Below are 26,995 nucleotides of genomic sequence, written 5' to 3'. Positions count from 1 at the left end.
GAAAACTTGTCTTTTTGCAGGAAAATCGATAATTTCATCGCTAATCCGCCATTTATTCTCATCATATGGCAACCTTCACAGCTAAAATAGTATTACAACATCAAGCCGTTTGGGTGTCCTATAGGAACTTGCTTATAGTCGCCAAAACAGAGCAATTTACGCCGTTCAGGTTAACATAATCCGTTAACTCAAATGGCGGGAGATCGTTACGGAGTCGATTATTCTAGCCGTAGCGTCCGCCTTTGTCTTTAAGATTCAGGAGAGTGCATGGAGTTCAGTGTAAAAAGCGGTAGCCCGGAAAAACAGCGCAGTGCCTGTATTGTAGTCGGCGTTTTCGAACCGCGCCGCCTGTCCCCTATCGCAGAACAACTCGACAAAATCAGTGATGGTTATATCAGCGCATTACTGCGCCGTGGCGAACTGGAAGGCAAGGTCGGGCAGACGCTGCTACTGCACCATGTGCCCAACATTCTCTCCGAGCGCATCCTGCTGATCGGCTGCGGCAAAGAGCGCGAGCTCGATGAGCGCCAATACAAGCAGGTGATCCAGAAAACCATCAATACCCTCAACGACACCGGCTCGATGGAAGCGGTCTGCTTCCTGACCGAACTGCACGTGAAAGGCCGCAACACCTACTGGAAAGTGCGTCAGGCGGTGGAAACCGCCAAAGAGACGCTCTACACCTTCGATCAGCTGAAAAGCAACAAGGTGGAGCCGCGTCGTCCGCTGCGCAAAATGGTGTTCAACGTGCCGACCCGCCGTGAGCTCACCAGCGGCGAGCGCGCGATTCAGCACGGCCTGGCGGTGGCTTCCGGCATCAAGGCGGCCAAAGATCTCGGCAACATGCCGCCGAACATCTGTAACGCCGGCTACCTGGCCTCGCAGGCCCGCCAACTGGCGGACGCCTTCAGCACCAACATCACCACCCGCGTCATCGGCGAACAGCAGATGAAAGAGCTGGGCATGAACGCCTATCTGGCGGTCGGCGCCGGTTCGCAGAACGAATCATTGATGTCGGTGATGGAATATAAGGGCAACCCAAATCCGGACGCTAAGCCGATCGTGCTGGTAGGCAAAGGGCTGACCTTCGACTCCGGCGGCATCTCGATCAAACCGGCCGACGGCATGGACGAGATGAAATATGACATGTGCGGCGCGGCGACCGTGTACGGCGTGATGCGCGTGGTGGCGGAGCTGAACCTGCCGCTGAATGTGATCGGCGTGCTGGCCGGCTGTGAAAACATGCCGGGCGGCCGGGCGTACCGTCCGGGCGACGTGCTGACCACCATGTCCGGCCAGACCGTCGAGGTGCTCAACACCGACGCCGAAGGCCGTCTGGTGCTGTGCGATACCCTGACCTACGTCGAGCGCTTCGAGCCGGAGCTGGTGATCGACATCGCCACCCTGACCGGCGCCTGCGTGATCGCTTTGGGCCACCACATCACCGGCCTGATGTCGAACCACAACCCGCTGGCGCACGAGCTGCTGGGCGCTTCCGAGCAGGCCGGCGACCGCGCCTGGCGCCTGCCGATGGCCGACGAGTACTACGAGCAGCTGGACTCCAACTTCGCCGACATGGCGAACATCGGTGGCCGCCCTGGCGGCGCCATCACCGCTGCCTGCTTCCTGTCGCGCTTCACCCGCAAGTACACCTGGGCGCACCTGGATATCGCCGGCACCGCCTGGCGCTCCGGTAAAGCCAAGGGCGCGACCGGCCGCCCGGTGGCGCTGCTGTCGCAGTTCTTGCTCAACCGTGCAGGCCTGAACGGCGACGATTAAATACCCTTCATCTTTCAAGCCGCAGCGTTGTTGGCCGCATTCGTTCACCCCAGTCACTGACTTGATGTCAGCTCCTGGGGATGAACGAACTTGCCGCCTAGCTGCAACTTGAAATCTATTGGGTATATAATCCTCTCAGCAGCGAAGGGGTAGAGTTATCTGCTCCGTTCCCAAAAAGGGCGCAACCTACATGTTGTGCCCTGTTTTTTTATCGGCAGCGGTGGATCCTTAATGAAACAGGCGACGTTTTATTTGCTCGACAACGCGGAACCGTCAGGCGCGCTCAGCGCCCATGAGGCCGTGGCCTGCGCCGTTGCCGCCGAACGCTGGCGCACCGGCAAGCGGGTGCTGATCGCCTGCGAGAGCCAGGAGCAGGCCCAGCGGCTGGACGAAGCGCTGTGGCAGCGCGAGCCGCATGAATTCGTGCCGCACAACCTGGCCGGCGAAGGGCCGCACTACGGCGCGCCGGTGGAACTGTGCTGGCCCGGCAAGCGCGGCAACGCCCCGCGCGATCTGCTGATCGCCCTGCTGCCGCAGTTTGCCGATTTTGCTACCGCTTTCCATGAAGTGGTAGACTTCGTTCCTTACGAAGACACTCTGAAACAGTTGGCGCGCGACCGTTACAAGGCCTATCGCAGCGTCGGCTTCCATTTGACCACGGCTACGCCGCCAACTCACTGAATACGATAAAGAATGGAAAAGACAAACAGTCAGCTCGATACCGCATACGACCCAAAACAGATCGAACAGAAGCTGTACGATCACTGGGAGAATCAGGGTTACTTCAAGCCGAACGGCGATACCAGCCAGGAAAGCTTCTGCATCATGATCCCGCCGCCGAACGTCACCGGCAGCCTGCACATGGGCCACGCGTTCCAGCAGACCATCATGGACACCATGATTCGCTATCAGCGCATGCAGGGTAAAAACACCCTGTGGCAGGCGGGCACCGACCACGCCGGCATCGCCACCCAGATGGTGGTGGAGCGCAAGATCGCCGCAGAAGAAGGCAAAACCCGCCACGACTACGGCCGTGACGCGTTCATCGATAAGATCTGGCAGTGGAAAGCGGAATCCGGCGGCACCATCACCCGCCAGATGCGCCGTCTGGGCAACTCCGTGGACTGGGAGCGCGAGCGCTTCACCATGGACGAAGGCCTGTCGAACGCGGTGCGCGAAGTGTTTGTCCGTCTGCACAAAGAAGATCTGATCTACCGCGGCAAGCGCCTGGTGAACTGGGATCCGAAGCTGCGCACCGCCATCTCCGATCTGGAAGTGGAAAACCGCGAATCCAAAGGTTCCATGTGGCACCTGCGCTACCCGCTGGCCGACGGCGCGAAAACCGCCGAGGGCAAAGACTATCTGGTGGTCGCCACCACCCGTCCGGAAACCGTGCTGGGCGATACCGGCGTGGCGGTCAACCCGGAAGATCCGCGCTATAAAGACCTGATCGGCAAAGAGATCATTCTGCCGCTGGTCGGCCGCCGCATCCGCATCGTCGGCGACGAACACGCCGATATGGAAAAAGGCACCGGCTGCGTGAAGATCACCCCGGCGCACGATTTCAACGACTACGAAGTCGGCAAACGCCACGGCCTGCCGATGATCAACATTCTGACCTTCGACGGCGACATCCGTCAGGAAGCGGAAGTGTTCAACACCCTGGGCGAAGTCTGCACCGACTACTGCAACGAGATCCCGGCCGAGTTCCGTGGCCTGGAGCGCTTCGCGGCGCGTAAAGCGGTGGTTGCCGCCTTCGAAAATCTGGGCCTGCTGGACGAGATTAAACCACACGACCTGACGGTGCCTTACGGCGACCGCGGCGGCGTGGTGATCGAGCCGATGCTGACCGACCAATGGTACGTGCGCACCGCGCCGCTGGCCAAAGTGGCGGTGGAAGCGGTCGAACAGGGCCAAATCGAGTTCGTGCCGAAGCAGTACGAAAACATGTACTTCAGCTGGATGCGCGACATCCAGGACTGGTGCATCTCTCGTCAGCTATGGTGGGGCCACCGCATCCCGGCCTGGTACGACGTGAACGGCAAAGTCTACGTAGGCCGCAGCGAAGAAGAAGTGCGCAGCGAGAACAACCTGGGCGCCGACGTGGTGCTGACCCAGGACGAAGACGTGCTGGACACCTGGTTCTCGTCCGGCCTGTGGACCTTCTCCACCCTGGGCTGGCCGGAGCAGACCGAGGCGCTGAAAACCTTCCACCCGACCAGCGTGATGGTCAGCGGCTTCGACATCATCTTCTTCTGGATCGCGCGCATGATCATGCTGACCATGCACTTCATCAAGGATGAAAACGGCAAGCCGCAGGTGCCGTTCAAGACCGTCTACATGACCGGTCTTATCCGCGACGACGAAGGCCAGAAGATGTCCAAGTCGAAAGGCAACGTGATCGATCCGCTGGACATGGTCGACGGCATCTCGCTGGAAGATCTGCTGGAAAAACGCACCGGCAACATGATGCAGCCGCAGCTGGCGGAGAAGATCCGCAAGCGCACCGAGAAGCAATTCCCGAACGGCATCGAGCCGCACGGCACCGACGCCCTGCGCTTCACCCTGGCGGCGCTGGCCTCGACCGGCCGCGACATCAACTGGGACATGAAGCGCCTGGAAGGCTACCGCAACTTCTGTAACAAGCTGTGGAACGCCAGCCGCTTCGTGCTGATGAACACCGAAGCGCACGACTGCGGCTTCAACGGCGGCGAGAAAGTGCTGTCGCTGGCGGATCGCTGGATCCTGGCCGAATTCAACCGCACGGTGAAAGCCTACCGCGAAGCGCTGGATACCTACCGCTTCGATCTGGCGGCCAACATCCTGTACGAATTCACCTGGAACCAGTTCTGCGACTGGTATCTGGAGCTGACCAAGCCTGTGGTGAGCAACGGCAGCGAAGCGGAACAGCGCGGCACCCGCCACACGCTGATCACCGTGCTGGAAGCGCTGCTGCGCCTGGCGCACCCGATCATTCCGTTCATCACCGAAACCATCTGGCAGCGCGTGAAGCCGCTGACCGGCACGACCGCAGACACCATCATGCTGCAGCCGTTCCCGGCCTACGACGCCGCGCTGGAAGACGAGCAGGCGCTGAACGATCTGGAGTGGATCAAGCAAACCATCATCGCCGTGCGCAACATCCGCGCCGAGATGAACATCGCGCCAAGCAAAGCGCTCGACGTGCTGCTGCGCAACTGCAGCGCCGACGCCCAGCGCCGTGTGCAGGAGAACCAAAGCTTTATCGCCCGCCTGGCGCGCCTGGGATCCATCGCGCTGCTGCCGGCCGGTGAGAAAGGCCCGGTCTCCGTCACCAAGCTGGTGGACGGCGCCGAGCTGCTGATCCCGATGGCCGGTTTCATCGACAAGGACGCCGAGATCGCGCGTCTGGCCAAAGAGATGGGCAAGCTGGATGCGGAAATCGCTTCGATCGAAGGCAAGCTGGCGAACGAAGGCTTCGTGGCGCGCGCGCCGGAAGCGGTGGTCGCCAAAGAGCGCGATCGCCTGGCGGCCTGCAAAGAAGGCAAAGTGAAGCTGCAGGAACAGCAGGCGACCATCGCCGCGCTGTAATCCACCGGCTCACGCCAACGCCTGAAAACAGCGGGGTCTTCCCCGCTGTTTTTTTATCGCCGTTGCATCCGGGCCGGGTTAGATGTTATTACAAGATATTACTGCTGCAGGGACGCCGCCGGGAAATAACCCCCGGCGCGTTTCGCGCTGCGATAAAAACGAAAAACGAACGTGGTCTCTTTCAATGGCGAGTGTAAACATGACAACAGCAACTCCGGCGCGCCTGCTGGTGCGCCCCATCACGGCGGAAGACAATGCCGCCATTGCTCACGTCATTCGCGAAGTCTCCGCCGAGCACGGCCTGACGGCGGATAAAGGCTATACCGTCTCCGATCCCAACCTGGATGCCCTGTATCAGCTCTATAGCCTGCCGCGCAGCGCTTACTGGGTGATCGAGATGGACGGCCAGGTCGCCGGCGGCGGCGGCATCGCGCCGCTGCAGGGCGGCGCAGACGATATTTGCGAATTGCAGAAGATGTATTTCCTGCCGGTGTTGCGCGGCAAGGGATTGGCGAAACGCCTGGCGCTGCAGGCGCTGGATTTCGCCCGCCAGCACGGCTTCCGCTGTTGTTACCTCGAGACCACCGCCAGCCTGACGCAGGCCGTCGCGCTGTACGAACACCTGGGCTTCGAACACATCGACCACGCGATGGGCGCCACCGGCCACGTCGATTGTGAAGTCACCATGCTGAAAACGCTGTAATCCTCCCCCCGCCTCTTCATCAGGGCGCAGCTTGCTGCGCCTTTTTTATTAATATCGCAATCAATCAGTAAAACTCGCTATAACGCCGTTTTTCAAGCAGATAAACTGACGTTAAAAACCGATATGTAAATTTAATGTGAAGTTCGTTAATAAATTAACGATCGCAAATTGACCGCCTTTTCCCCCGCGTTACTCTGCCAGTATCCCAATCGCGCACGGAGAGCTGTCATGTCGGAAAATACCTTTGATTACATCATCGTCGGCGCCGGTTCCGCCGGCTGCGTGCTGGCGGCGCAGCTGATCCGCCGCACCCAGGCGCGGGTGCTGCTGCTGGAAGCCGGCGGCGACGACAATAACCTGTTCATCAAGATGCCGGCCGGGGTGGCCAAGATCATCGCCAAAAAGAGCTGGCCTTATGAGACGGAGCCGGAACCGCACGCCAATAACCGCCGCATGCAGATCGCGCAGGGCAAGGTGCTGGGCGGCAGCAGTTCGGTCAACGGCATGATCTACCTGCGCGGCCAGCCGCAGGATTACGACGACTGGGCCGAGCGCTACGGCTGCGCCGGCTGGAGCTACCGCGAGGTGCTGCCCTACTTCAAACGCGCCGAGGCCAACGAAAGCCTGTCGGACGACTACCACGGCGCCGACGGGCTGCTGCCGGTCAGCGAAAACCGCTACCGCCATCCGCTCAGCATGGCGTTTATCCGCGCCGGCCAGGAGCTGAACCTGCCCTATCGCAACGACTTCAACGGCGACAGCCAGCACGGCGTCGGTTTCTACCAAACCACCACCCACAACGGCGAGCGCGCCAGCACCGCCCGCACCTACCTGAAGGCGGTGCGCGACGAACGGCGGCTGGTGGTGAAACTGAACACCCTGGCGCATCGGCTGACCTTCGAGGGCAACGTCGCCACCGGCGTGGTCTACAGCCAGAATGGCGGCGCGGAAGTGACCGCCCGCGCCACCAAAGAGGTGATCGTCAGCGCCGGCGCGGTCGGTTCGCCGAAGCTGCTGATGCTGTCCGGCATCGGCCCGCGCGACCACCTGCAGCAACTGGGCATCGAGGTGCGGGCGGATCTGCCGGTAGGCAAAAACTTCCACGACCACCTGCACATGTCGATCAACGTCAGCACCCGCGAGCCGATCAGCCTGTTCGGCGCCGATCGCGGCCTGCAGGCGCTGAGCCACGGCGCGCAGTGGCTGGCGTTTCGCAGCGGGGTGCTCTCGTCCAACGTGCTGGAAGGCGCCGCCTTCACCGACAGCCAGGGCGACGGCCGGCCGGACGTGCAGATCCACTTCCTGCCGCTGCTGGACAGCTGGGACGACGTGCCCGGCGAGCCGCTGCCGAACATTCACGGCTTCACGCTCAAGGTCGGTTACCTGCAGCCGAAGGCGCGCGGCGAAGTGCTGCTGCGCAGCAGCAACCCGCGCGATCCGGTCAAGCTGCACGCCAACTACCTCGGCCACCCGGACGATCTGGCCGGCAGCGTGCGCGCGGTGAAGTTCGGCCTGGATTTCCTGCAAACCGCGGCGCTGAAGCCGCTGATCAAAGCTCTGCTGATGCCGCAGCCGGAGTGGACACGCGACGAAGCGCAGCTGGAGGAGTTCGTGCGCAACTTCTGCAAGACGGTGTATCACCCGGTGGGCAGCTGCCGCATGGGGCCGTCGCCCCAGGACGCGGTGACCGATCCGCAGCTGCGGGTGCACGGTTTTGAACGGCTGCGGGTGATCGACTGCTCGGTGATGCCGCAGCTCACCAGCGGCAACACCAATGCGCCGACCATCATGCTGGCGGAAAAGGCGGTGGATCTGTTGCTGGGCGCGCCGCAGTAAGGGCGCGCCTCAACCTCAGGCGGCGGCGGGCACGCCGCTGTGGAAGCGCAGTTCGCTGTCCGGCGACAGGATCAGTTCAGCTTCGAGGCGGCCGAAATGCGCCACCCGTTCGCTGATGTCGCCGCCGGCGATCTGTTCCGCCAGCGTCAGATAGTCCTGATAGTGGCGCGCTTCGGATCGCAGCAGCGAGACGTAAAAGCGGTTCAGCTCGTCGTCCAGATGCGGCGCTAGCTTGGCGAAGCGTTCGCAGGATCGCGCTTCGATGTAGGCGCCACAGATCAGTTTGTCGATCAACGTCGCCGGATCGTGGGTGCGGATCTCGCGGATCATACCCTTGGCGTAGCGGCTGGCGGTGATCTTGCGATACGGGATCCCGCGCGCCTGCATGATCTCCAGCACCTGCGAGAAGTGATGCAGCTCTTCCTTGATCAACAGCACCATGCGATCCGCCAGATCCTGGCCGTAGGCCGAGCCGTTTTTCGGCAGGATCTTGCGGGTGAACTGGCCCTGGCGGAACAGCGTGTCCGGCGCGCCCTGCGCCTCGTGCAGAAACGCCTCGTAGGGCCGCAGTAGCGCCAACAGCGCGTCGCCGCTCTCTTTGTCCGCCACGTAACGGCGGATCAGCCACATGCCGGTCTGCGCGGCTTTCAGCTCGCACACCAGGTGGTCGGTCAGCAACAGCTGCAGGTTTTCCGGACGGCGCGCGGCGTCGATCCAGGCGTCGGGAGTTTCACAGTGCAGGAAGCTTAAAATCGGGGCTAGCAGGGATTGGTATGTCATGGCGTCATTGCCCTATGTATTTCAAGTTGCAGCTAGGCGGCCAGCTCACTCATCCCCAGGAGCTTACTCAGGTAAGTGACCGGGGTGAGAGAGTGCAGCCAACAACGCTGCAGCTTGAAAGACGACGGGGATATCAGGGGCCGGCGAGAGCCGGCCCACAGGCATTAATCGGAAAGGAATTAGTGGCGTTTGCCGTCGTCGTCTTCGTCGATGTAGTCGCCGTCTTCGTCATCCTCACCGTCTTCACCGTTCGGATCTTCGAAGTAGGTGCCCCAGCCGTCGTAGTTGACGCCGCAGCGTTCCGCCAGCGCCACCAACTGCTCGACCTGGGCGTCGATCAGTTCGGCGTTCAGGCCGACTTCGCTGATCACGTCGCAGCACATCACCAGCGAACCGTCTTCCACTTCCAGCTCTTCGGCGTCGGTCACTTCGTAGCCCAGCTTGAAGGCTTCAACGGCGGCCTGCTCCAGAACCTCAAATTTCTCGGCGGACAGATGGTGCTCGATGGTGTAGAGCGCGTCCGGATCGCTGCCGTCTTCCAGCAGCTCTTCGATGATCAGGCGGGTCTCTTCACGTTGTTCTTCCAGCAATTCGCGGTTTGCCATGCCTATATCCTCAAGTCAAATGGCCTTCATTCCTTCTATTTTCACACACCGCCGACGTTGCTTCCACGATAAACGTGAAAGATTTCCTCGCCGGGGTTGAAATTGAATATTCATACATATAAAGTGAATTTTAATTCAATTACACAATCAGGGAATCGGACTATGAGCACCGGCAATGCGTTCTACCAACGTCACTTTCTGAGGTTAATGGATTTCACCCCCGCCGAACTGCAGGCGCTGCTGAAGCTGGCGGCCGATCTGAAACAGGCCAAAAAGCTGGGGCAGGAACAGCGCCGGCTGCAGGGCAAAAACATTGCGCTCATCTTCGAAAAAGACTCGACCCGCACGCGATGCTCTTTCGAAGTTGCCGCATTCGATCAGGGCGCGCAGGTGACCTATCTCGGCCCGAGCGGCAGCCAGATCGGCCATAAAGAGTCGATGAAAGACACCGCCCGGGTGCTGGGCCGCCTGTACGACGGTATTCAGTATCGCGGTTACGGCCAGGCGCTGGTGGAAACCCTGGCACAGCACGCCGGCGTGCCGGTGTGGAACGGCCTGACCGACGAGTTCCACCCTACTCAGCTGCTGGCGGATCTGCTCACCGTGCAGGAACACCTGCCGGGCAAGGCGCTGAGTGAAGTGAAGCTGGCGTACGTCGGCGACGCGCGCAACAACATGGGCAACACGCTGCTGGAAGCCGCCGCGCTGGCGGGCATGGATCTGCGGCTGGTGGCGCCGAAGGCCTGCTGGCCGCAGCCGGAGCTGGTGGCCGAGTGCCAGGCGCTGGCGCAACAAACCGGCGCGAAACTCACCCTGACCGAAGACATCGCCGAAGGGGTGCAAGATGCCGACTTCCTCTACACCGACGTGTGGGTGTCGATGGGCGAACCGAAAGAGACCTGGCAGGAGCGTATCGCGCTGCTGCGGCCGTATCAGGTCAACATGGCGATGCTGAAGCTGACCGGCAACCCAAACGTGAAGTTCCTGCACTGCCTGCCGGCGTTCCACGACGACCAAACCACGCTCGGCAAGCAGATGGCGCAGCAGTACGATCTGCACGGCGGCATGGAAGTGACCGACGAGGTGTTCGAGTCGGCGCACAGCGTGGTGTTCGATCAGGCGGAAAACCGGCTGCACACCATCAAAGCGGTGCTGGTCGCCACGCTGAGCGAAACCCTCTGACAATCCCCCCCTCCGCCCTGGCGCCCCCGGCCAGGGCGGCTAATATATTCCAGGAATATCAAATAGCGCATTGACCTTTGCCCACCACCGGTAAAGGTTCTACCGTGACAGGCCGACGGCGCCCGCGCCGTAAAAACCAACGATAACAAACCGTTCTCAGCGCCACCTTGTGGTGCCTTCAGGGGATATACACCGATGAAAGCCAAACTCTTGCCGCTGTTCCTGCTCGCCGCCCTGCCCGCCGCCGCGTTAGCCGCCACGCCGCCGAATACGCTGGTGGTGGTGCAATCGCTGGATGACATCGTCAGCCTCGATCCGGCGGAAGCCAACGAACTCTCCAGCATCCAGACGGTGCCCAGCCTGTATCAGCGGCTGGTGCAGGCGGATCGCGACGATCCGGCCAAGGTGGCGCCGGTGCTGGCGGAAAGCTGGCAAAGCGATGCGGCGGCCAAAACGCTGACGGTGAAACTGCGGCCGCAGGCGGCGTTCGCCTCCGGCAACCCGCTGACCGCCGACGACGTGATCTTCTCCTACAGCCGCGCGGTCAAGATGAACAAATCGCCGGCGTTCATCCTCAACGTGCTCGGTTGGCAGCCGGACAACATCGACGCGCAGCTCAAGAAGATCGACGAACATACCGTGCAGCTGCGCTGGACGGCGGACGTCAGCCCGGCGGTGGCGCTGAATATCCTCTCGACGCCGATCGCCTCGATCGTCGACAGCAAAGCGGCGCTGGCCAACGTCAAAGACGGCGACTTCGGCAACGCCTGGCTGAAGATGAACTCCGCCGGCAGCGGCCCGTTCAAGATGCGCGTCTATCAGCCGCATCAGGCGATCGTGCTGGACGCCAACCCCACCTCACCGGGCGACAAGCCGCAGCTGAAAAACATCATCATTAAAAACGTGCCGGACCCGGCTACCCGCCGCCTGCTGCTCCAGCAGGGCGACGCCGATATCGCCCGCGAACTGGGCGCCGACCAGACCGAAACGCTGAAGAATCAGCCCGGCGTCAAGGTGCTGGAGATCCCGTCCGCCGAGCAAAACTATCTGGTGTTCAACACCGGCAACGGCGCCAATCCGCTGCTGAGCAACCCGGCCTTCTGGGAAGCGGCGCGCTACCTGGTGGATTATCAAGGCATCACGAAGGATCTGCTGAAGGGACAATACTTCGTGCACCAGAGCTTCCTGCCGGTCGGGCTGCCGGGCGCGCTGGAGACCAACCCGTTCAGCTACGATCCGGCCAAGGCGAAAGCCATCCTGGCCAAGGCGGGGATCACCCACGCCGCCTTTACGCTGGACGTAGAGAACAAACCGCCGTTCATCACCATCGCGCAGGCGCTGCAGGGCAGCTTCGCCGCCGCCGGCGTGAAGATCGAGCTGCTGCCGGCCGCGGGCAGCCAGGTTTACTCCCGCGTGCGCGCCAGGCAGCATCAGGCGGCAATCCGCCTGTGGATCCCGGATTATTTCGACGCTCACTCCAACGCCAGCGCCTTTGCCTACAACGACGGCAAGAGCAGTACGGTGGCCGGGCTGAACGGCTGGCAGATCCCGCAGTTGAATAAGCAGACGCTGGCGGCGCTGGCCGAAGCCGATCCGGCCAAGCGCCGCGCGCTGTACACCGCCATGCAGCAGGAGCTGCAGCGCAGTTCGCCGTACGTGTTTATCGATCAGGCTAAAACCGAAGTGGTGCTGCGCGACAACGTCAAAGGCTATCAACAAGGGTTGAACGCCGACATGGTCTACTACGATCGCGTCAGCAAATAGCCGGCGAGCGGCCATCGCCGGCCAATCGATTGCGGGGCGGCAAAAAACGGCGTTTTAACGCTTGCAGTGGCGAAAAGCGCGAGTATAATGCGCCACAATTTGCCAGGAGAAAGCATGAAAAACGACGTTTGTTTTGTTAGCCGCAATCGACAAAACCGACTGCCTATCGGCGGCCAGCTGCCGTTGTTTCTCCTGTTGCTAAACCGATCTTTTCAAGCCCCTCATTGAGGGGCTTTTTTTTGCCTTGAGAATATCCCAAAGTCCCGCGCCACGGGCACGCGTCGAGGAGGAGTGAAAAATGGCCAACCCGCTGTATCACAAACACATCATCTCTATTAACGATCTCAGCCGCGAGGATCTGGAGCTGGTGCTGCGCACCGCCGCCGGTCTGAAAGCCAACCCGCAGCCGGAGCTGTTGAAACACAAGGTGATCGCCAGCTGCTTCTTTGAAGCCTCGACCCGTACCCGCCTGTCGTTCGAAACCTCGATGCACCGCCTCGGCGCCTCGGTGGTCGGTTTCGCCGACGGCAGCAACACCTCGCTCGGCAAGAAAGGCGAAACCCTGGCCGACACCATCTCGGTGATCAGCACCTACGTGGACGCCATCGTGATGCGCCACCCGCAGGAAGGCGCGGCGCGCATGGCCTCGGAGTTCTCCGGCAACGTGCCGGTGCTCAACGCCGGCGACGGCGCCAACCAGCACCCGACCCAAACCCTGCTGGATCTGTTCACCATCCAGGAAACCCAGGGCCGCCTGAGCAACCTCAGCATCGCCATGGTCGGCGATCTGAAGTACGGCCGCACCGTGCACTCGCTCACTCAGGCGCTGGCCAAGTTCGAAGGCAACCGCTTCTACTTCATCGCCCCGGACGCGCTGGCGATGCCGGCCTACATCCTGAAAATGCTGGACGAGAAAGGCATCGAGTACAGCCTGCACGGCAGCATTGAAGAAGTGGTGCCGGAGCTGGATATTCTCTACATGACCCGGGTGCAGAAAGAGCGCCTCGATCCGTCCGAGTACGCCAACGTGAAGGCGCAGTTCGTGCTGCGCGCCGCGGATCTGGCCGGCGCGCGCGCCAACCTCAAGGTGCTGCACCCGCTGCCGCGCATCGACGAGATCGCCACCGACGTGGATAAAACGCCGCACGCTTACTACTTCCAGCAGGCGGGCAACGGCATCTTCGCCCGCCAGGCGCTGCTGGCGCTGGTGCTCAACGCTGATTTGGCTCTTTAAGGGGGAACCGCCATGACTCACGACAACAAACTGCAGGTCGAAGCGATCAAATGCGGCACGGTGATCGACCACATTCCGGCGCAGATCGGTTTCAAACTGCTGACGCTGTTCAAGCTGACCGCCACCGACCAGCGCATCACCATCGGCCTGAACCTGCCTTCCAACGAGCTGGGCCGCAAGGATTTGATCAAGATCGAGAACACCTTCCTGACCGAGCAGCAGGCCAACCAGCTGGCGATGTACGCGCCGAAGGCCACGGTGAACCGCATCGACAACTATGAAGTGGTGCGCAAGCTAACCCTTAGCCTGCCGGACCACATCGACGGGGTGCTGACCTGCCCGAACGGCAACTGCATCAGCCGCAGCGAGCCGGTGGCGTCGAGCTTCAGCGTCAAATCGCGCGGCGGCGAAGTGCACCTGAAGTGCCGCTACTGCGAAAAAGAGTTCGAGCACCAGGTGGTGCTGCAGGCCGACTAAGCCCGGTATGGGTGCCGGGAGATGGCGCTGTTATTCTCCCGGTGACGCCCTATAATGGGATTTCTGGATAGAACAATCCTCGTTTATCAGGAGAAAACATGTCACGTAACATCAGCACTGAACTCGCCCCGGCAGCCATTGGTCCTTACGTGCAGGGCGTTGATCTGGGCAGCATGATCATCACTTCCGGCCAGATCCCGGTCGATCCGAAAACCGGCGCCGTCGCCGACGACGTCGCCGCTCAGGCGCGCCAGTCGCTGGAAAACGTCAAAGCGATCGTCGAAGCCGCCGGCCTGAGCGTTGCCGACATCGTGAAAACCACCGTGTTCGTGAAAGACCTGAACGACTTCGCCACCGTCAACGCCGCGTACGAAGCCTTCTTCACCGAGCACAGCGCGCCGTTCCCGGCCCGTTCCTGCGTGGAAGTGGCGCGTCTGCCGAAAGACGTGAAGATCGAAATCGAAGCCATCGCCGTGCGTCGTTAATCGACGCGCACGCGAATGACGGTCAGCTTCGGCTGGCCGTTTTTATTTCTGCTCTGCCCCGACAGCCTGCCGTCCCTGCGCCTTCAGCGCTCACCGCCACCGCCATTTCGCCCTATATTAAGGCGTCGCTACGCCGCGCCTGCACCGCAAACGGGCGTTTTTCGCCGCGGCAGCCCCGCTCTGCGCCATTTTCGCCCGTTATCGCCTTGGCACGTTTTATGCTCGATTGATTGACAGCCTGCAATGTCGACGAGGTGACGATGCTGAATATCAATCTTTCCGCTTCACCGTTTTTTGATGAGATGCTTCTGGCTGAGGGAAAACACCGTGGCCACTACGACGCCTACTGGCAATGGCTGCAGCAGGCCGATCACCAGGCCGTGCAACGCAAGCGGGAAGAGGCTGCGCTGCTGTTTCACCGGGTGGGCATCACCTTCAACGTCTACGGCGACGATGACGGCGCCGAGCGGTTGATCCCGTTCGACAGCGTGCCGCGCATTATTCCGGCCGCCGAATGGGCGATGCTCGATCGCGGCATTCGCCAGCGCGTACAGGCGCTCAATGCCTTCCTGCATGACATTTACCACCAGCAGCATATTCTGAAGGCCGGCCTCATTCCGGCGGAGCAGGTGCTGGCCAACGATCAGTATCAACCCTGTATGCAAGGCGTTGATCTGCACCGCGATATCTATGCGCATATCGTCGGCGTGGACATGGTCCGCAACAGCGACGGCCAATACTACGTGCTGGAAGATAACTTGCGCACCCCGTCCGGCGTCTCTTACATGCTGGAAAACCGCAAAATGATGATGCGTCTCTATCCGGAACTGTTCGCCCGGCAACGCATCGCGCCGGTGGAGCGCTACCCGTCGCACCTGCTGCAAACGCTGCGCGAAAGCTCGCCCATCAACGATCCCACCGTGGTGGTGCTGACGCCGGGCCGCTTCAACAGCGCCTATTTTGAGCACAGTTTCCTGGCGCAGCAGATGGGGGTGGAGCTGGTCGAAAGCGCCGATCTGTTCGTCAAGGACGGCGCGGTGTTCATGCGCACCACCGCCGGGCCGTGCAAAGTGGACGTGATCTATCGTCGGGTGGACGACGCCTTCCTCGATCCGCTGGCGTTTCGGCCGGACTCGATGCTCGGCGTACCGGGGCTGCTGTCGGTGTATCGCCCCGGCAATGTGGTACTGGCCAACGCCATCGGCACCGGCGTGGCCGACGACAAATCGATCTACCCCTACGTGCCGGATATGGTGCGCTTCTACCTGCAAGAGGAACCGATCCTCAACAACGTGCCAACCTGGCAGTGCCGACATAAGAACGAGCTGTCGTACGTGCTGGCCAACCTCGAACAGATGGTTGTGAAAGAGGTGCACGGCGCCGGCGGCTACGGCATGTTGATCGGCCCCACGGCGAGCAAGGACGAGCTCGCCCGCTTCCGCGCGCTGCTGCTGGCGCGCCCGCAGAATTACATCGCGCAAAACACGCTGGCGCTGTCCACCTGCCCGACCTTCGTCAACGACGGTCTGGCGCCGCGGCATATCGATCTGCGGCCGTTCGCCCTCAGCGGCGCGGAGATCCGCCTGGTGCCCGGCGGCCTGACCCGGGTGGCGTTGGCGGAAGGTTCGCTGGTGGTGAACTCGTCGCAGGGCGGCGGCACCAAGGACACCTGGGTATTGGAGGACGACCTATGCTGAGCCGCACCGCCAGTGAACTCTATTGGATGGCCCGCTATCTGGAGCGGGCGGAAAGCATCGCCCGGGTGCTGGACGTCACCAACAAGCTGTCGATGATGCCGATCCGCGACGGCGGCGATCAGGATCTGCAGGTGCCGCTCAATCTGACCGGCACCGGCCAGCTGTATGCCGCCGCCTACCCGGAATTGACGATGCCGAATCTGGTCAGTTTCTTCGCGCTCGACAACCGCAACCACAGCAGCATCTTCAGCTGCCTGCAAATGGGCTGGAACAACGCCCACGCGGTGCGCGGCAGCCTGTCATCCGAAGTCTGGGAGTGCATCAACGCCACCTGGATAGAGATGAAACTGATCCGCCGCCAGGGCATCGGCTCGGTGGGCGCCGATGCCTTCTTCGACTGGGTGAAGGAGCGCGCCCATCTGTTTCGCGGCGCCATGTTCGGCACGCTGCTGCGCAGCGACGCCATGCGCTTTATCCGTCTCGGCACCCTGCTGGAGCGGGCCGACGGCACCGCCCGTCTGCTGGAGGTGAAGAACACGCTGATGGACATCGACGGCGACCCGGTGCGCGAATATTACCGCATGGACACGCTGCTGCGGGCAGTGAGCGCGCGCGAAGCCTACCACAGCATCTACAAGCAGCCGTTGAGCCGCGAGACCATCGCCGAACTGATGATTCTGCGCAATGAAATCCCGCGTTCACTGCTGGCCTGCGTCGGCGACATGGTGCAGCAATTGGAACTGATCGGCGGCGGCGCCAACCAACCGCGACGTCTGGCGCACACCCTGCATGCCGAGCTGCGCTTCAGCAGCATGAAGGATCTGAACAAGATCGGCCTGGGCGAGTGGTTGAGCGCCTTTCTCGGCCAGGTGAACGGCATCGCCGAAAGCATCCATCACACTTATCTGGAGGCGCAATGAAACTGAATATTGAGCACAACACCCATTATCGCTACGCCCAGCCGGTGCAGCGCAGCACCCAATATCTGCGGCTGACGCCGCAGGATTCGCCGCATCAGCGCATCCTCTCCTGGCAACTGTCGTTGCCGGATGACGCGGTGCGCACCACCGACGCCTTCGGCAACGTACTGCACGTGCTGACGCTCGATGAACCGCATCAGGCCATCACCATTCGGGTGCTCGGGGAAGTGGAGATTGAAGACGGCGTCGAAGATCGGGCGCTCGGGCATCTGTCGCCGCTGGTATTTCTGCGTCATAGCCCGCTGACCCAGCCCGATGACGCCATTCAGGCCTTCGCCCTGCGTTATCATCAACCGCAGGCGGTGCTGAGCGGCCTGGAACATCTGATGGGCGAGCTGCTGCTGAAGATGCCTTACAGCCCAGGCTCCACGCGCGTGACAGACAGCGCCGCCGAGGCGTTCGCCGCCGGCAGCGGCGTGTGTCAGGATCATACGCATGTCTTCCTGAGCTGCTGCCGCAGCCTGAACATCCCGGCGCGCTACGTCAGCGGCTACCTGTACAGCGAAGACTCGACCCATGTCGCCACCCATGCCTGGACGGAAGTGTGGGTGGAGGAACGCTGGCACAGCTTCGACGTGACCAACAATACGCGCATGCCAAATCAGCACCTTAAGCTGGCGGTCGGCATCGATTATCTGGACGCCTGCCCGGTGCGCGGCATGCGGTTGGGCGGCGGCTGCGAAGACATGAGCGCCATCGCCGCCGTACAAATGATGCCAACCGGCCAGTAGCCGCTTGCCGATGGAAAATGTTTCGGGCACGCTGCGCGTTGGCGGCGTGCCGGTCTTGTTTTGAGGGATTGTAGTATGACCTACTGTGTGGCCATGCGTTTGTCGTCCGGGCTGGTCTTTGCGTCCGATTCGCGCACCAACGCCGGGGTGGATCATATTTCCACCTTCCGCAAACTGCACGTGTTCCAACAGGACGGCGATCGCACGCTGGTGCTGCAAAGCGCCGGCAACCTGGCGACCACCCAGAGCATCATCAGTTTGCTGTTGCACCGCAGCAAGGACGCCGAACGCCCCAACCTGCTCAACGCTCCCAGCCTCTACGACGCCGCCACGCTGGTGGGGGAAACGGTGCGCGAGGTGATCCAGCGCGACAGCGAGGCGCAGCAAAGCGGCAGCACCACCGATTTCAGCTGCAACCTGCTGCTCGGCGGCCAAATTAGCGGGGAAGAGATGCGGCTGTTCCATATCTACCCGCAAGGCAATTTTATCGAAGCCACCCGCGACACGCCCTATTTTCAGATAGGCGAAAGCAAATACGGCAAACCGATCATCGACCGGGTACTGCACTACGACACGCCGCTGGAACAAGCGATGCAATGCGCGCTGATTTCACTGGATTCAACCTTACGCAGCAACCTGTCCGTCGGGCTGCCGCTCGACGTGATGATCTACCCGCGCGACAGCTTCAGCCATGCCCGGCAATACCGCATTACCGAAGATCATCCGTACTTCAGCGCCATCCGCAAGGGCTGGGGCGAAGGGCTGGTCAGCATTTTCACCCAGTTGCCGCCGCTGCAGCTGTAGGGTTCCGGGCTCACACGAGCCCGTCCGCCTCATTGCGGCTGGAGCCCCCGCAGCAGCGCCTCCAGCGGGTACACCGCCGCAATCACCACTTCGTCGCGCGTCTGCGCCGCCGCATCCAGCCGGCGCTGCGCTTGTTCTGCCTCGGTTCGGCTCAGCGGTTTGTCCTGCTGATACCGCTCCAGCAGCGTTAAGCCCAGCGAGGCCAAAGCATCGACGTCCTGCGCCACCGGCGCCAGCTCCCGCAGCGCGCGGTTGCCCGCGATCGCCGTCTGCAGCGCAGCGCCGTTCGCCTGCCAGCGCTGCAACCGTTCGCGCAGCGCCTGCGCCGCCGCCTTATCGCGCTTATCCTTCAGCAAAGCCGCGACCTGCGCATGCATCTCGCGCACCGCCTCGCTCTCCGGCGGCAGCGCATCGGCAAAGCGATTCAGCGGTTCGAACTGATGATAGTTGCCGGCCTGGAACTTCAGGTGCTGGCGGGTGTAATACTGCGCCGGTTCCACCGCCTCGGCCAGGATCTGCAGCGGCATGATCTGCACGCTGTTACTCAGCCGGGTGAATTCGCGCGCCGTTTCCGCGTGCTGCTGCAGGCCGACCGACACCACCGACCAGGCGTCGATCGCCGCCAGCCGCCGGTACATGTTGCTTTCATCGGTGACGTCCTGCGCCGACCACAGCCGCTCCGCCACTGCAAAAGCGCGCGGCCACAGCTTGAGATCGAGAAGCGGCGCGCGCACGTTTTCCGCCCACAGCGCCGCTTCCCCGCCGAGGATCTTGGCCTGCCCCTTCTCATCCGGCACCACCGGCATCTTGCCCGCCGGCGCCGCCGCCAGCTTGTCGCCGCTGGTGGGGTAACGCACGTTGCCGACCAACGTATAGCCGCTGAGCTTGTCCTGTTGCAGCGTGAACACCGGCCGTGTGTCGCCCATCCAGGTATCTACGCGGAACGTCACCTGCTGCGGCGTGCGCCAGACGATATCGTGCACCGCGCGGCGCGATTTGCCGTTGAAATCGATAAAGCCGCGCCAGCCCTGCTTGCCCTCGATCAGCGTGAAGCTGCCTTCCACCGCGCTGCCCTTCAGGCGCGGCATGCTGAAACGCCAGCTTTGCGCCTGCTCGCCGGGCTGCACCGCCGTCTCGACCCCCAGCGGCTGCGGCAGAATTTCATTGCGGTAGTGATAGGCGGTGCTTTGCGGCTGATCGAGATAGAAACCGGTGGAGAGAATGCCCTGATAGCCATCCTGCGCGCTGGCGCCCAGCGAGTCTTGCCCCTGCCAGGATTGAATGACGATCGAGCGCGGCAGCGACGGATGATAGATCTCGTCCCAGCCGACCATCTGCCGCTGGTGCTTCTCGAGGATCTTTTCCAGCTTCTGGTTGAAGTAGGCCTGCAGCGCATGGGTATCCGCCAGCCCGTTCTGCTGCATAAACGCCTGTATCGACGGCGACGCCCGCCACTGGCTGGCGTCCACTTCGTCGCCGCCGATGTGCAGATAAGGATCGGGGAAGATCGCCGCCAGTTCGCCGACGATCGTGTCGACAAACTGATAAACCTCGTCGCGGGTCGGATCGAGCGTCGGCTTATGCACGCCCCACTCGCGCTCCATGCGATACGGCCCCGGCGCGCTCATCAGATCGGGATAGGCCACCGCGATGCTGGAGGCGTGCCCCGGCATGTCTATCTCCGGCACCACGCGAATGCCGCGCGCCGTGGCGTAAGCCACCACCTGCCGCATCTGCTCGCGGGTGTAGAACTGGCCGTCGCTGGCCTGCTGCTGCAATTTGGGGTAATGCTCGGAGGCGAAGCGCCAGCCCTGATCGTCGGTCAGGTGCCAGTGGAATACGTTGAGCTTGGCCGCCGCCATGCCGTCAAGCTGGCGCAAAATGTCCGGCAGCGGCAGGAAATGGCGCGCCGAATCCAGCAGCACGCCGCGCCACGGAAAACGCGGCACGTCGCGAATATCCACCAATGGCAGGAAAGTGTTTTGCCCGTCGGTCTGCAGCAGCTGCAGCAGGGTCTCCATGCCGCGCAGCGCGCCGAAGCGGGTGTTGGCGGTCAGCGTGGCGCCCTGCGGCGTGACCGCCAGCCGGTAACTCTCATCGCTGCCCGGCAGCGGCTGCGCCGCCACCCGATCCTTGATCACCACCTTGATCGCCGCGCCGTTTGCTTCTTCCCTCGGCGCCAGCGTCCAGCCGGTCTGCAACTCGATGCGCTGGCGCCAGCGCGGCAGCGCGTCGCCCAAATCATCGCCCTGGAGGCTTAACGACAGCCGGTGATCCAAAATCAGTTTGCCCGCCGGTTGCGTCACGTCCACCTGCTGCGGCCAGGGCATCAGCGGCAGATCACCCGCCGGCTGCGCCAGCGCGCCGCAAGAAAACCATAACGATGAAGCCAGTAGCGTATAACGGAAAGGTCTGTGCATCGGAAATTCCTCAGAGGAAAAAAACAAAATATCCCCAATGAATTTCAAACCACCGCTAGGCGGCAAGCGCCCGCATCCCCAGGCGCTTAGGTCTGCTAAGTAACTGGGGGGCGGGCGTACAGCCAACAACGCGGTGGCTTGAAAGGCGCAGGGGAAAACAGCCAACGCTGTAGATAAAGACTCAGCACAGAACAGATGTCCAACCGTTGCGGTGAAAAAGCGGACGGGATCACAGTTGCCCCCTCCCGCCCGGAGGGGGCGAACGGGTTATTGCCAGCCGTAGCGGCGCACGAACCAGCCTTTCACGCACTGGGTCAGCACCATGTAACCGGCGAGGATCAATACCAGCCACGGGAAGTAGGCGAGCGGCAGCGCCTGCAGCTGCAGGAAGCCGGCCAGCGGCGAGAACACCAGGCCGATGCCGGTGGCGATCACCGCCAGCGTCATGATGCACAGCGGCCAGGACGGGCGGCTCTGGATAAACGGAATTTTGCGCGTGCGGATCATGTGCACGATCAGCGTTTGCGACAGCAGCCCTTCCACGAACCAGCCGGACTGGAACAGCGTCTGCATTTCCGGCGTATTGGCCTTGAACACCCACCACATCAGGCTGAAGGTCAGCACGTCGAAGATTGAACTGATCGGCCCAAAGAACACCATAAACCGCCCCAGATCGGCGGAGTTCCAGCGCTGCGGCTGGGTGATCTGATCGTCGTCGACGTTATCGAACGGGATGGCGATCTGCGAGATGTCGTACATCAGGTTCTGAATCAACAGGTGCAGCGGCAACATCGGCAGGAACGGCAGGAAGGCGCTGGCGATCAGCACGCTGAACACGTTGCCGAAGTTGGAGCTGGCGGTCATCTTGATGTATTTCAGCATGTTGGCGAAGGTGCGGCGCCCTTCGATCACCCCCTGCTCCAGCACCATCAGGCTTTTTTCCAGCAGGATGATGTCCGCCGCTTCCTTGGCGATGTCCACCGCCGAATCGACGGAGATGCCGATGTCGGCCGCGCGCAGCGCCGGCGCGTCATTGATGCCGTCGCCCATAAAGCCCACCACGTGCCCCTGGCGGCGCAGCAGTTTGACGATGCGCTCCTTATGCAGCGGCGTCAGCTTGGCGAACACCGTGGTGCGCGCCGCCGCCTGCGCCAGCTGCTCGTCGTCCATCTGCTCGATCTCGCTGCCGCGCAGCAGATGATCGGCCTCCAGCCCGACGTCACGGCACACTTTGGCCGCCACCAGCTCGTTGTCGCCGGTGAGGATCTTCACCGTGACGCCGTTCTGTTTCAGCGCCGCCAGCGCCGGTGCGGTGCTCTCCTTCGGCGGATCGAGGAAGGCGACGTAGCCTTCGAGGATCAGATCCGACTCGTCCGCCACGCCGTATTCATGGGTTTGCGCCGGCAGGATCTTGTTGGCCACCGCCACCACCCGCAGCCCCTGCTGGTTGAGATCGTCGGTGATGCGGCGGATCCTCACCAGCAGCGCCTCGCTGAGCGGGATCACCTCGTCTTCGTGGCGCACGTGGCTGCAAATCGCCAGCATCTCTTCCAGCGCGCCCTTGCACACCAGCTCGTGATACTCGTTGTCTTTGGCCACCACCACCGACATGCGGCGGCGCACGAAATCGAACGGGATCTCATCCACCTTGCGGTAATTTTGCAGCGCCTCCGGCTGCCGATTCTGCTCCGCGCAGCTCAGCACCGCCACGTCGAGCAGATTTTTCAAGCCGGTCTGGTAGAAGCTGTTCAGCCAGGCGTAGCGCAACACCCGCTCGCTGCCGGCGCCGAACGCATCGGTGTGGCGCTCCAGCACGATCTTGTCCTGGGTCAGGGTGCCGGTCTTGTCGGTGCACAGAATATCCATGGCGCCGAAGTTCTGGATGGCGTCCAGCCGTTTGACGATCACCTTCTGGCGCGACAGTTTCACCGCCCCTTTGGCCAGCGTCGAGGTGACGATCATCGGCAGCATTTCCGGCGTCAGCCCGACCGCCACCGACAGCGCGAACAGCGCCGCCTCCCACCAGTCGCCCTTGGTGTAGCCGTTGATCAGCAGCACGATCGGCGTCATTACCAGCATAAAGCGGATCAGCAGCCAGCTGACCTTGCTGATGCCGCTCTGGAAGGCGTTCGGCTGCTCATCCTGGCTGGTGACGCGCTGCGCCAGCTGGCCGAAATAGGTGCCGCCGCCGGTGCCGATCACCATCGCCAGCGCGGTGCCGCTGACCACGTTGGTGCCCATGAAGCACAGGTTCTGGCAGTCGAGCGGATCGGCCGCCGACAATTGCGGCGCGGCGGATTTCTCCACCGGCAGCGATTCGCCGGTCAGCGCCGCCTGGCTGATGAACAGATCCTTGGCCGACAGCACGCGCAGATCCGCCGGGATCATGTCGCCGGCCGCCAGCTTGATGATGTCGCCCGGCACCAGCTGTGCGATCGGCAGCTCCACGTGTTCGCTCTTGCCGGTGTGCGCGTCGCTGCGGATCACCGTGGCGGTGTTGCTCACCATCGCCTTCAGCGCATCGGCCGCCCGGTTGGAGCGCGCCTCCTGGATGAAGTTCAGCAACGTGGAGATCAGCACCATCAACGCGATCACCAAGGCGCCGGTGAGATCTTCGGTGGCGTAAGAGATCATGCCGAGCGCGGTCAGCAGCAGGTTGAACGGGTTGCGGTAGCAGTGCCACAGGTGCTGCCACCAGGCCTCTTTCTGCTGATCGTCGATGACGTTCTCGCCGCAGCGCTGGCGCACCTGTTCCGCCTCATGGGCGGTGATGCCTTCCGGGTGGCTGTGAAAACGCTCAAACAGCTGCATCGTCTCTGCGGCGGCGCATTCCAGCCGCTGCTGCGCCAGGCCGGCAGGCATATCGCGCGCAGCGCCGCCGACGCCGTCCAGCAGGCTGTCGCGGCGCACCAAACGGCGCGGGAGGCCGCGGGCGAACAGGCCCAGCAGCTGACGGGGGAGTTTTTTCAGTTTCATGGTTCGCACCTCGTCGCCCGGTGCCTCACGGCAGCGGGTAAACGGGGATCGTCATCGGCCGGGCGGATGGCGGGTGCGCCAAAAAGCCTCTGCCAACGCAGATCCTTATTATTTTTTTCAGCAGCAGGAGCGAACGACGAAGCGCGCGCTACCGGTTACCGTGATGTACTTCACCGGTAAAACAGCAGCGCCAGGCGGAGAGGTTTTACCGGAGAACCGAGTGAGTGTCTAAAGCAGTCGGGTCGGGGTCCATATGGGGTATAACCTCCGGTAAAGGGAAAAACAGAGCGGCAGGAGCGGCCGTTCAGCGCAGTGCAACAATCCCGTTTTGCATCAAGATCCCCGTAGGAAAATGAGCTATGCTGACGGGCATTGTTTTACAGGCCGTTATGTTACGCCTGTCCACTTCAACGAAAAGTAAACCATGCAAAACCGGCTGACCATCAAGGACATCGCACGCCTGAGCGGCGTAGGCAAATCCACCGTCTCACGCGTGTTGAACAATGAAGGCAGCGTGAGCCCGCAAACCCGTGAACGGGTGGAAGCGGTGATCCGTCAGCAAGGGTTTACCCCCTCCAAGTCGGCGCGCGCCATGCGCGGCCAGAGCGACAAAGTGGTGGGCATTATCGTTTCCCGTCTCGATTCGCCGTCGGAGAACCAGGCGGTGCGCACCATGCTGCCGCTGCTGTATCAGCAGGGCTTCGACCCGATCGTGATGGAGAGCCAGTTCGAAACCCGCCTGGTGCAGGAGCACCTGCACGTGCTGCGCCAGCGCAACGTCGACGGGGTGATCCTGTTCGGCTTCACCGGCCTGACCGCGGCGATGCTCAAACCATGGCAGGAAAAAATGGTGGTGATGGTGCGCGAATACGACGGCTTCTCGTCCGTCTGCTACGACGACGCCGGCGCGGTGAACCTGTTGATGGATCGTCTGTACCGGCAGGGGCATCGGCATATCGGCTATCTGGGGGTGCAGCTCAGCGACGCCACCACCGGCCAGCGCCGCTACCAGGCCTATCTCGACGCCTGTGAACGCCTCACGCTCACGCCGCGCGCCACGCTGGGCGAGCTGAGTTACCAGAGCGGTTTCCAGCACGCCGCCGAAGTGATCGATGCGCACACCAGCGCGCTGATCTGCGCCTCCGACAGCATCGCCCTCGGCGCGATCAAGTACCTGCAGCAGCAGCCGGCGCGCGCCATTCAGGTGTGCGCCATCGGCAACACCCCGCTGCTCAGCTTCCTGTTCCCCGACACTCTGTCGGTGGAGTTCGGCTACGGCAGCGCCGGCCTGCTGGCCGCGCAGCAGCTGCTGGCGCAGCTCAGCGGCGAACAGGGGATCCGCCGCCTGGTGGTGCCCAGCAAACTTTCCTGACTCCCTGATTAGAAATTGACCATTTTTTGTCATTTTGTGATCCTCGCCCCAAACCGGGAACGTTCCCATTTCATTCAAAAAGCCGAGTGGCTAAGCTTTGATCATTACTCAGTCAACACCTCTGCAGGTATCCCATAATGAGCAAAGTAAAACAGCAGGATATTGATCGCCTGATTGTTTTGGTCGGCGGCCGCGAGAACATCGCCACCGTCAGCCATTGCATTACCCGGCTGCGTTTCGTCCTCAACGATCCCAATAAGGCGAAACCGAAAGAGATCGAAGAGCTGCCGATGGTCAAAGGCTGCTTCACCAACGCCGGGCAGTTCCAGGTGGTGATCGGCACCGACGTCGGCGACTACTATCAGGCGCTGATCGCCAGCACCGGCGTCAACGAGGCCGACAAAGAACAGGCCAAGGTGGCGGCGCGCCAGAACATGACCTGGACCGAGCGCACCATCTCCCACTTCGCCGAGATCTTCTTCCCGCTGCTGCCGGCGCTGATCAGCGGCGGTCTGATCCTAGGTTTCCGCAACGTGATCGGCGACATCCCGATGTCCGGCGGCCAAACGCTGGCGCAGATGCACCCGGCGTGGAAAACCGTTTACGACTTCCTGTGGCTGCTGGGCGAAGCGATCTTCATGTTCCTGCCGGTGGCCATCTGTTGGTCGACGGTGAAAAAGATGGGCGGCACGCCGGTGCTCGGCATCGTGCTGGGCGTCACCCTGGTGTCGCCGCAGCTGATGAACTCCTACCTGCTCGGCCAGCAAACGCCGGAAGTGTGGAACTTCGGCTGGTTCGTGATCCAGAAAGTCGGCTATCAGGCGCAGGTGATCCCGTCGATCCTGGCGGGCATGGCGCTGGGCTGGATCGAAACCCGGCTGAAAAAGATCGTCCCCGACTATCTCTATCTGGTGGTGGTGCCGGTGGTCTCGCTGCTGCTGGCGGTGTTCCTGGCGCACGCGCTGATCGGGCCGTTCGGCCGCATGATCGGCGACGGCGTCGCCTGGGCGGTGAAAGCGGTGATGACCGGCAGCTTCGCCCCGGTGGGCGCCGCGCTGTTCGGCTTCCTGTATGCGCCGCTGGTGATCACCGGCGTGCACCAGACCACGCTGGCTATCGACATGCAGATGATCCAAAGCATGGGCGGCACCCCGGTGTGGCCGCTGATTGCGCTGTCCAACATCGCGCAGGCCTCGGCGGTGCTCGGCATCATCATCATCAGCCGCAAGGCCAACGAGCGTGAAATCTCGGTGCCGGCGGCGATCTCCGCCTACCTCGGCGTGACCGAACCGGCGATGTACGGCATCAACCTCAAATACCGCTTCCCGATGCTGTGCGCGATGATCGGCTCCGCCTTCGCCGGCCTTATCTGCGGCCTGGACGGCGTGATGGCCAACGGCATCGGCGTCGGCGGCCTGCCGGGCATCCTGTCTATCAAGCCGCAGTTCTGGCTGATTTACTCGCTGGCGATTCTGGTGGCGATCGTCATCCCGCTGGTGCTGACCATCATGGTCTACAAACGCAAGGCCGCGCGCGGCGAGCTGCCGGTTTGATTGACGCAATATGAATGTAGGAGCCTGCTCGCGCAGGCTCGTTGTCA

At 62.1% G+C, this 26,995-nt stretch carries 20 protein-coding genes; 16 read left to right on the top strand and 4 right to left on the bottom strand.

Annotated elements, in window-relative coordinates:
* The first annotated feature begins 267 nt into the window (after positions 1-267).
* The 5 genes from pepA (at position 268) to WFM45_RS19095 (ending at position 7,888) form a co-directional block, all read left to right on the top strand.
* Complete coding sequence (gene pepA / locus WFM45_RS19115; RefSeq protein ID WP_004933352.1) at positions 268-1,779, top strand: leucyl aminopeptidase; 1,512 nt, start codon at positions 268-270, stop codon at positions 1,777-1,779.
* A 231-nt stretch (positions 1,780-2,010) separates the two neighbouring features.
* The gene (locus WFM45_RS19110; protein WP_015376463.1) at positions 2,011-2,460 is read left to right on the top strand and encodes a DNA polymerase III subunit chi; all 450 of its coding nucleotides are present in this window, start codon (positions 2,011-2,013) and stop codon (positions 2,458-2,460) included.
* A 12-nt stretch (positions 2,461-2,472) separates the two neighbouring features.
* On the top strand, positions 2,473-5,349 hold the full coding sequence (locus tag WFM45_RS19105) for a valine--tRNA ligase (protein WP_085337511.1): 2,877 nt from the start codon (positions 2,473-2,475) through the stop codon (positions 5,347-5,349).
* 199 nt (positions 5,350-5,548) lie between these two features.
* Positions 5,549-6,052 carry a GNAT family N-acetyltransferase gene (locus tag WFM45_RS19100; protein WP_099032696.1) on the top strand — a complete coding sequence of 168 codons (504 nt, stop codon included), beginning with the start codon at positions 5,549-5,551 and terminating at the stop codon, positions 6,050-6,052.
* Between the two features lie 228 nt (positions 6,053-6,280).
* The gene (locus tag WFM45_RS19095) at positions 6,281-7,888 is read left to right on the top strand and encodes a GMC family oxidoreductase (RefSeq protein WP_336956876.1); all 1,608 of its coding nucleotides are present in this window, start codon (positions 6,281-6,283) and stop codon (positions 7,886-7,888) included.
* A gap of 15 nt (positions 7,889-7,903) precedes the next feature.
* On the opposite strand, the gene miaE is transcribed toward WFM45_RS19095, so the two are convergent.
* Positions 7,904-8,668: a tRNA isopentenyl-2-thiomethyl-A-37 hydroxylase MiaE gene (gene miaE, locus WFM45_RS19090; protein ID WP_015376459.1), complete on the bottom strand. Its 765-nt coding sequence runs from the start codon at positions 8,666-8,668 to the stop codon at positions 7,904-7,906.
* Between the two features lie 179 nt (positions 8,669-8,847).
* Positions 8,848-9,273, bottom strand: a complete 426-nt coding sequence (gene rraB, locus WFM45_RS19085) for a ribonuclease E inhibitor RraB (RefSeq protein WP_004933365.1) — start codon at positions 9,271-9,273, stop codon at positions 8,848-8,850.
* Between the two features lie 162 nt (positions 9,274-9,435).
* Between rraB and argF the strand changes: the two genes are divergently transcribed.
* From argF to WFM45_RS19040, 9 genes are all read left to right on the top strand, one after another.
* On the top strand, positions 9,436-10,455 hold the full coding sequence (gene argF, locus WFM45_RS19080) for an ornithine carbamoyltransferase (protein WP_004933372.1): 1,020 nt from the start codon (positions 9,436-9,438) through the stop codon (positions 10,453-10,455).
* Positions 10,456-10,650: 195 nt separating this feature from the next.
* Positions 10,651-12,219 (top strand): ABC transporter substrate-binding protein, encoded by a 1,569-nt coding sequence (locus tag WFM45_RS19075; RefSeq protein ID WP_336956872.1) that lies wholly within the window; start codon positions 10,651-10,653, stop codon positions 12,217-12,219.
* Between the two features lie 298 nt (positions 12,220-12,517).
* Positions 12,518-13,453 carry an aspartate carbamoyltransferase gene (gene pyrB / locus WFM45_RS19070; protein ID WP_019453297.1) on the top strand — a complete coding sequence of 312 codons (936 nt, stop codon included), beginning with the start codon at positions 12,518-12,520 and terminating at the stop codon, positions 13,451-13,453.
* Positions 13,454-13,465: 12 nt separating this feature from the next.
* Entirely contained in the window at positions 13,466-13,930 is a 465-nt protein-coding gene (pyrI, locus tag WFM45_RS19065) for an aspartate carbamoyltransferase regulatory subunit (RefSeq protein WP_004933377.1), read from the top strand.
* A 98-nt stretch (positions 13,931-14,028) separates the two neighbouring features.
* Positions 14,029-14,415, top strand: a complete 387-nt coding sequence (gene ridA, locus WFM45_RS19060; protein WP_015376455.1) for a 2-iminobutanoate/2-iminopropanoate deaminase — start codon at positions 14,029-14,031, stop codon at positions 14,413-14,415.
* A gap of 260 nt (positions 14,416-14,675) precedes the next feature.
* Complete coding sequence (locus tag WFM45_RS19055; protein ID WP_336956868.1) at positions 14,676-16,112, top strand: circularly permuted type 2 ATP-grasp protein; 1,437 nt, start codon at positions 14,676-14,678, stop codon at positions 16,110-16,112.
* Positions 16,106-17,032 carry an alpha-E domain-containing protein gene (locus WFM45_RS19050; protein WP_004933382.1) on the top strand — a complete coding sequence of 309 codons (927 nt, stop codon included), beginning with the start codon at positions 16,106-16,108 and terminating at the stop codon, positions 17,030-17,032. The genes WFM45_RS19055 and WFM45_RS19050 overlap by 7 nt, the downstream gene beginning before the upstream one ends.
* A complete protein-coding gene (locus WFM45_RS19045; protein ID WP_336956864.1) occupies positions 17,029-17,823 on the top strand; it encodes a transglutaminase family protein in 795 nt (264 codons plus the stop codon). The genes WFM45_RS19050 and WFM45_RS19045 overlap by 4 nt, the downstream gene beginning before the upstream one ends.
* Before the next feature lie 75 nt (positions 17,824-17,898).
* Positions 17,899-18,627, top strand: a complete 729-nt coding sequence (locus tag WFM45_RS19040; protein ID WP_015376453.1) for a proteasome-type protease — start codon at positions 17,899-17,901, stop codon at positions 18,625-18,627.
* A gap of 29 nt (positions 18,628-18,656) precedes the next feature.
* Here WFM45_RS19040 and WFM45_RS19035 read toward each other — a convergent pair whose 3' ends face one another.
* Together WFM45_RS19035 and mgtA are read right to left on the bottom strand one after the other, a co-directional pair.
* Complete coding sequence (locus tag WFM45_RS19035) at positions 18,657-21,047, bottom strand: beta-N-acetylhexosaminidase (RefSeq protein WP_336956860.1); 2,391 nt, start codon at positions 21,045-21,047, stop codon at positions 18,657-18,659.
* Positions 21,048-21,314: 267 nt separating this feature from the next.
* The gene (gene mgtA / locus WFM45_RS19030) at positions 21,315-24,023 is read right to left on the bottom strand and encodes a magnesium-translocating P-type ATPase (RefSeq protein WP_336956859.1); all 2,709 of its coding nucleotides are present in this window, start codon (positions 24,021-24,023) and stop codon (positions 21,315-21,317) included.
* Positions 24,024-24,447: 424 nt separating this feature from the next.
* Here mgtA and treR point away from each other — a divergent pair, with 424 nt between their 5' ends.
* Both treR and treB read left to right on the top strand, forming a co-directional pair.
* Complete coding sequence (gene treR, locus WFM45_RS19025; RefSeq protein WP_015376450.1) at positions 24,448-25,395, top strand: trehalose operon repressor TreR; 948 nt, start codon at positions 24,448-24,450, stop codon at positions 25,393-25,395.
* Between the two features lie 137 nt (positions 25,396-25,532).
* Positions 25,533-26,948, top strand: a complete 1,416-nt coding sequence (gene treB / locus WFM45_RS19020) for a PTS trehalose transporter subunit IIBC (RefSeq protein ID WP_103085879.1) — start codon at positions 25,533-25,535, stop codon at positions 26,946-26,948.
* Positions 26,949-26,995 lie beyond the last annotated feature (47 nt).

This window comes from Serratia sp. KG1D (assembly GCF_037150675.1).
Lineage (GTDB): Bacteria > Pseudomonadota > Gammaproteobacteria > Enterobacterales > Enterobacteriaceae > Serratia > Serratia nematodiphila.
This window is presented reverse-complemented; position numbering and strand designations above follow the sequence as displayed.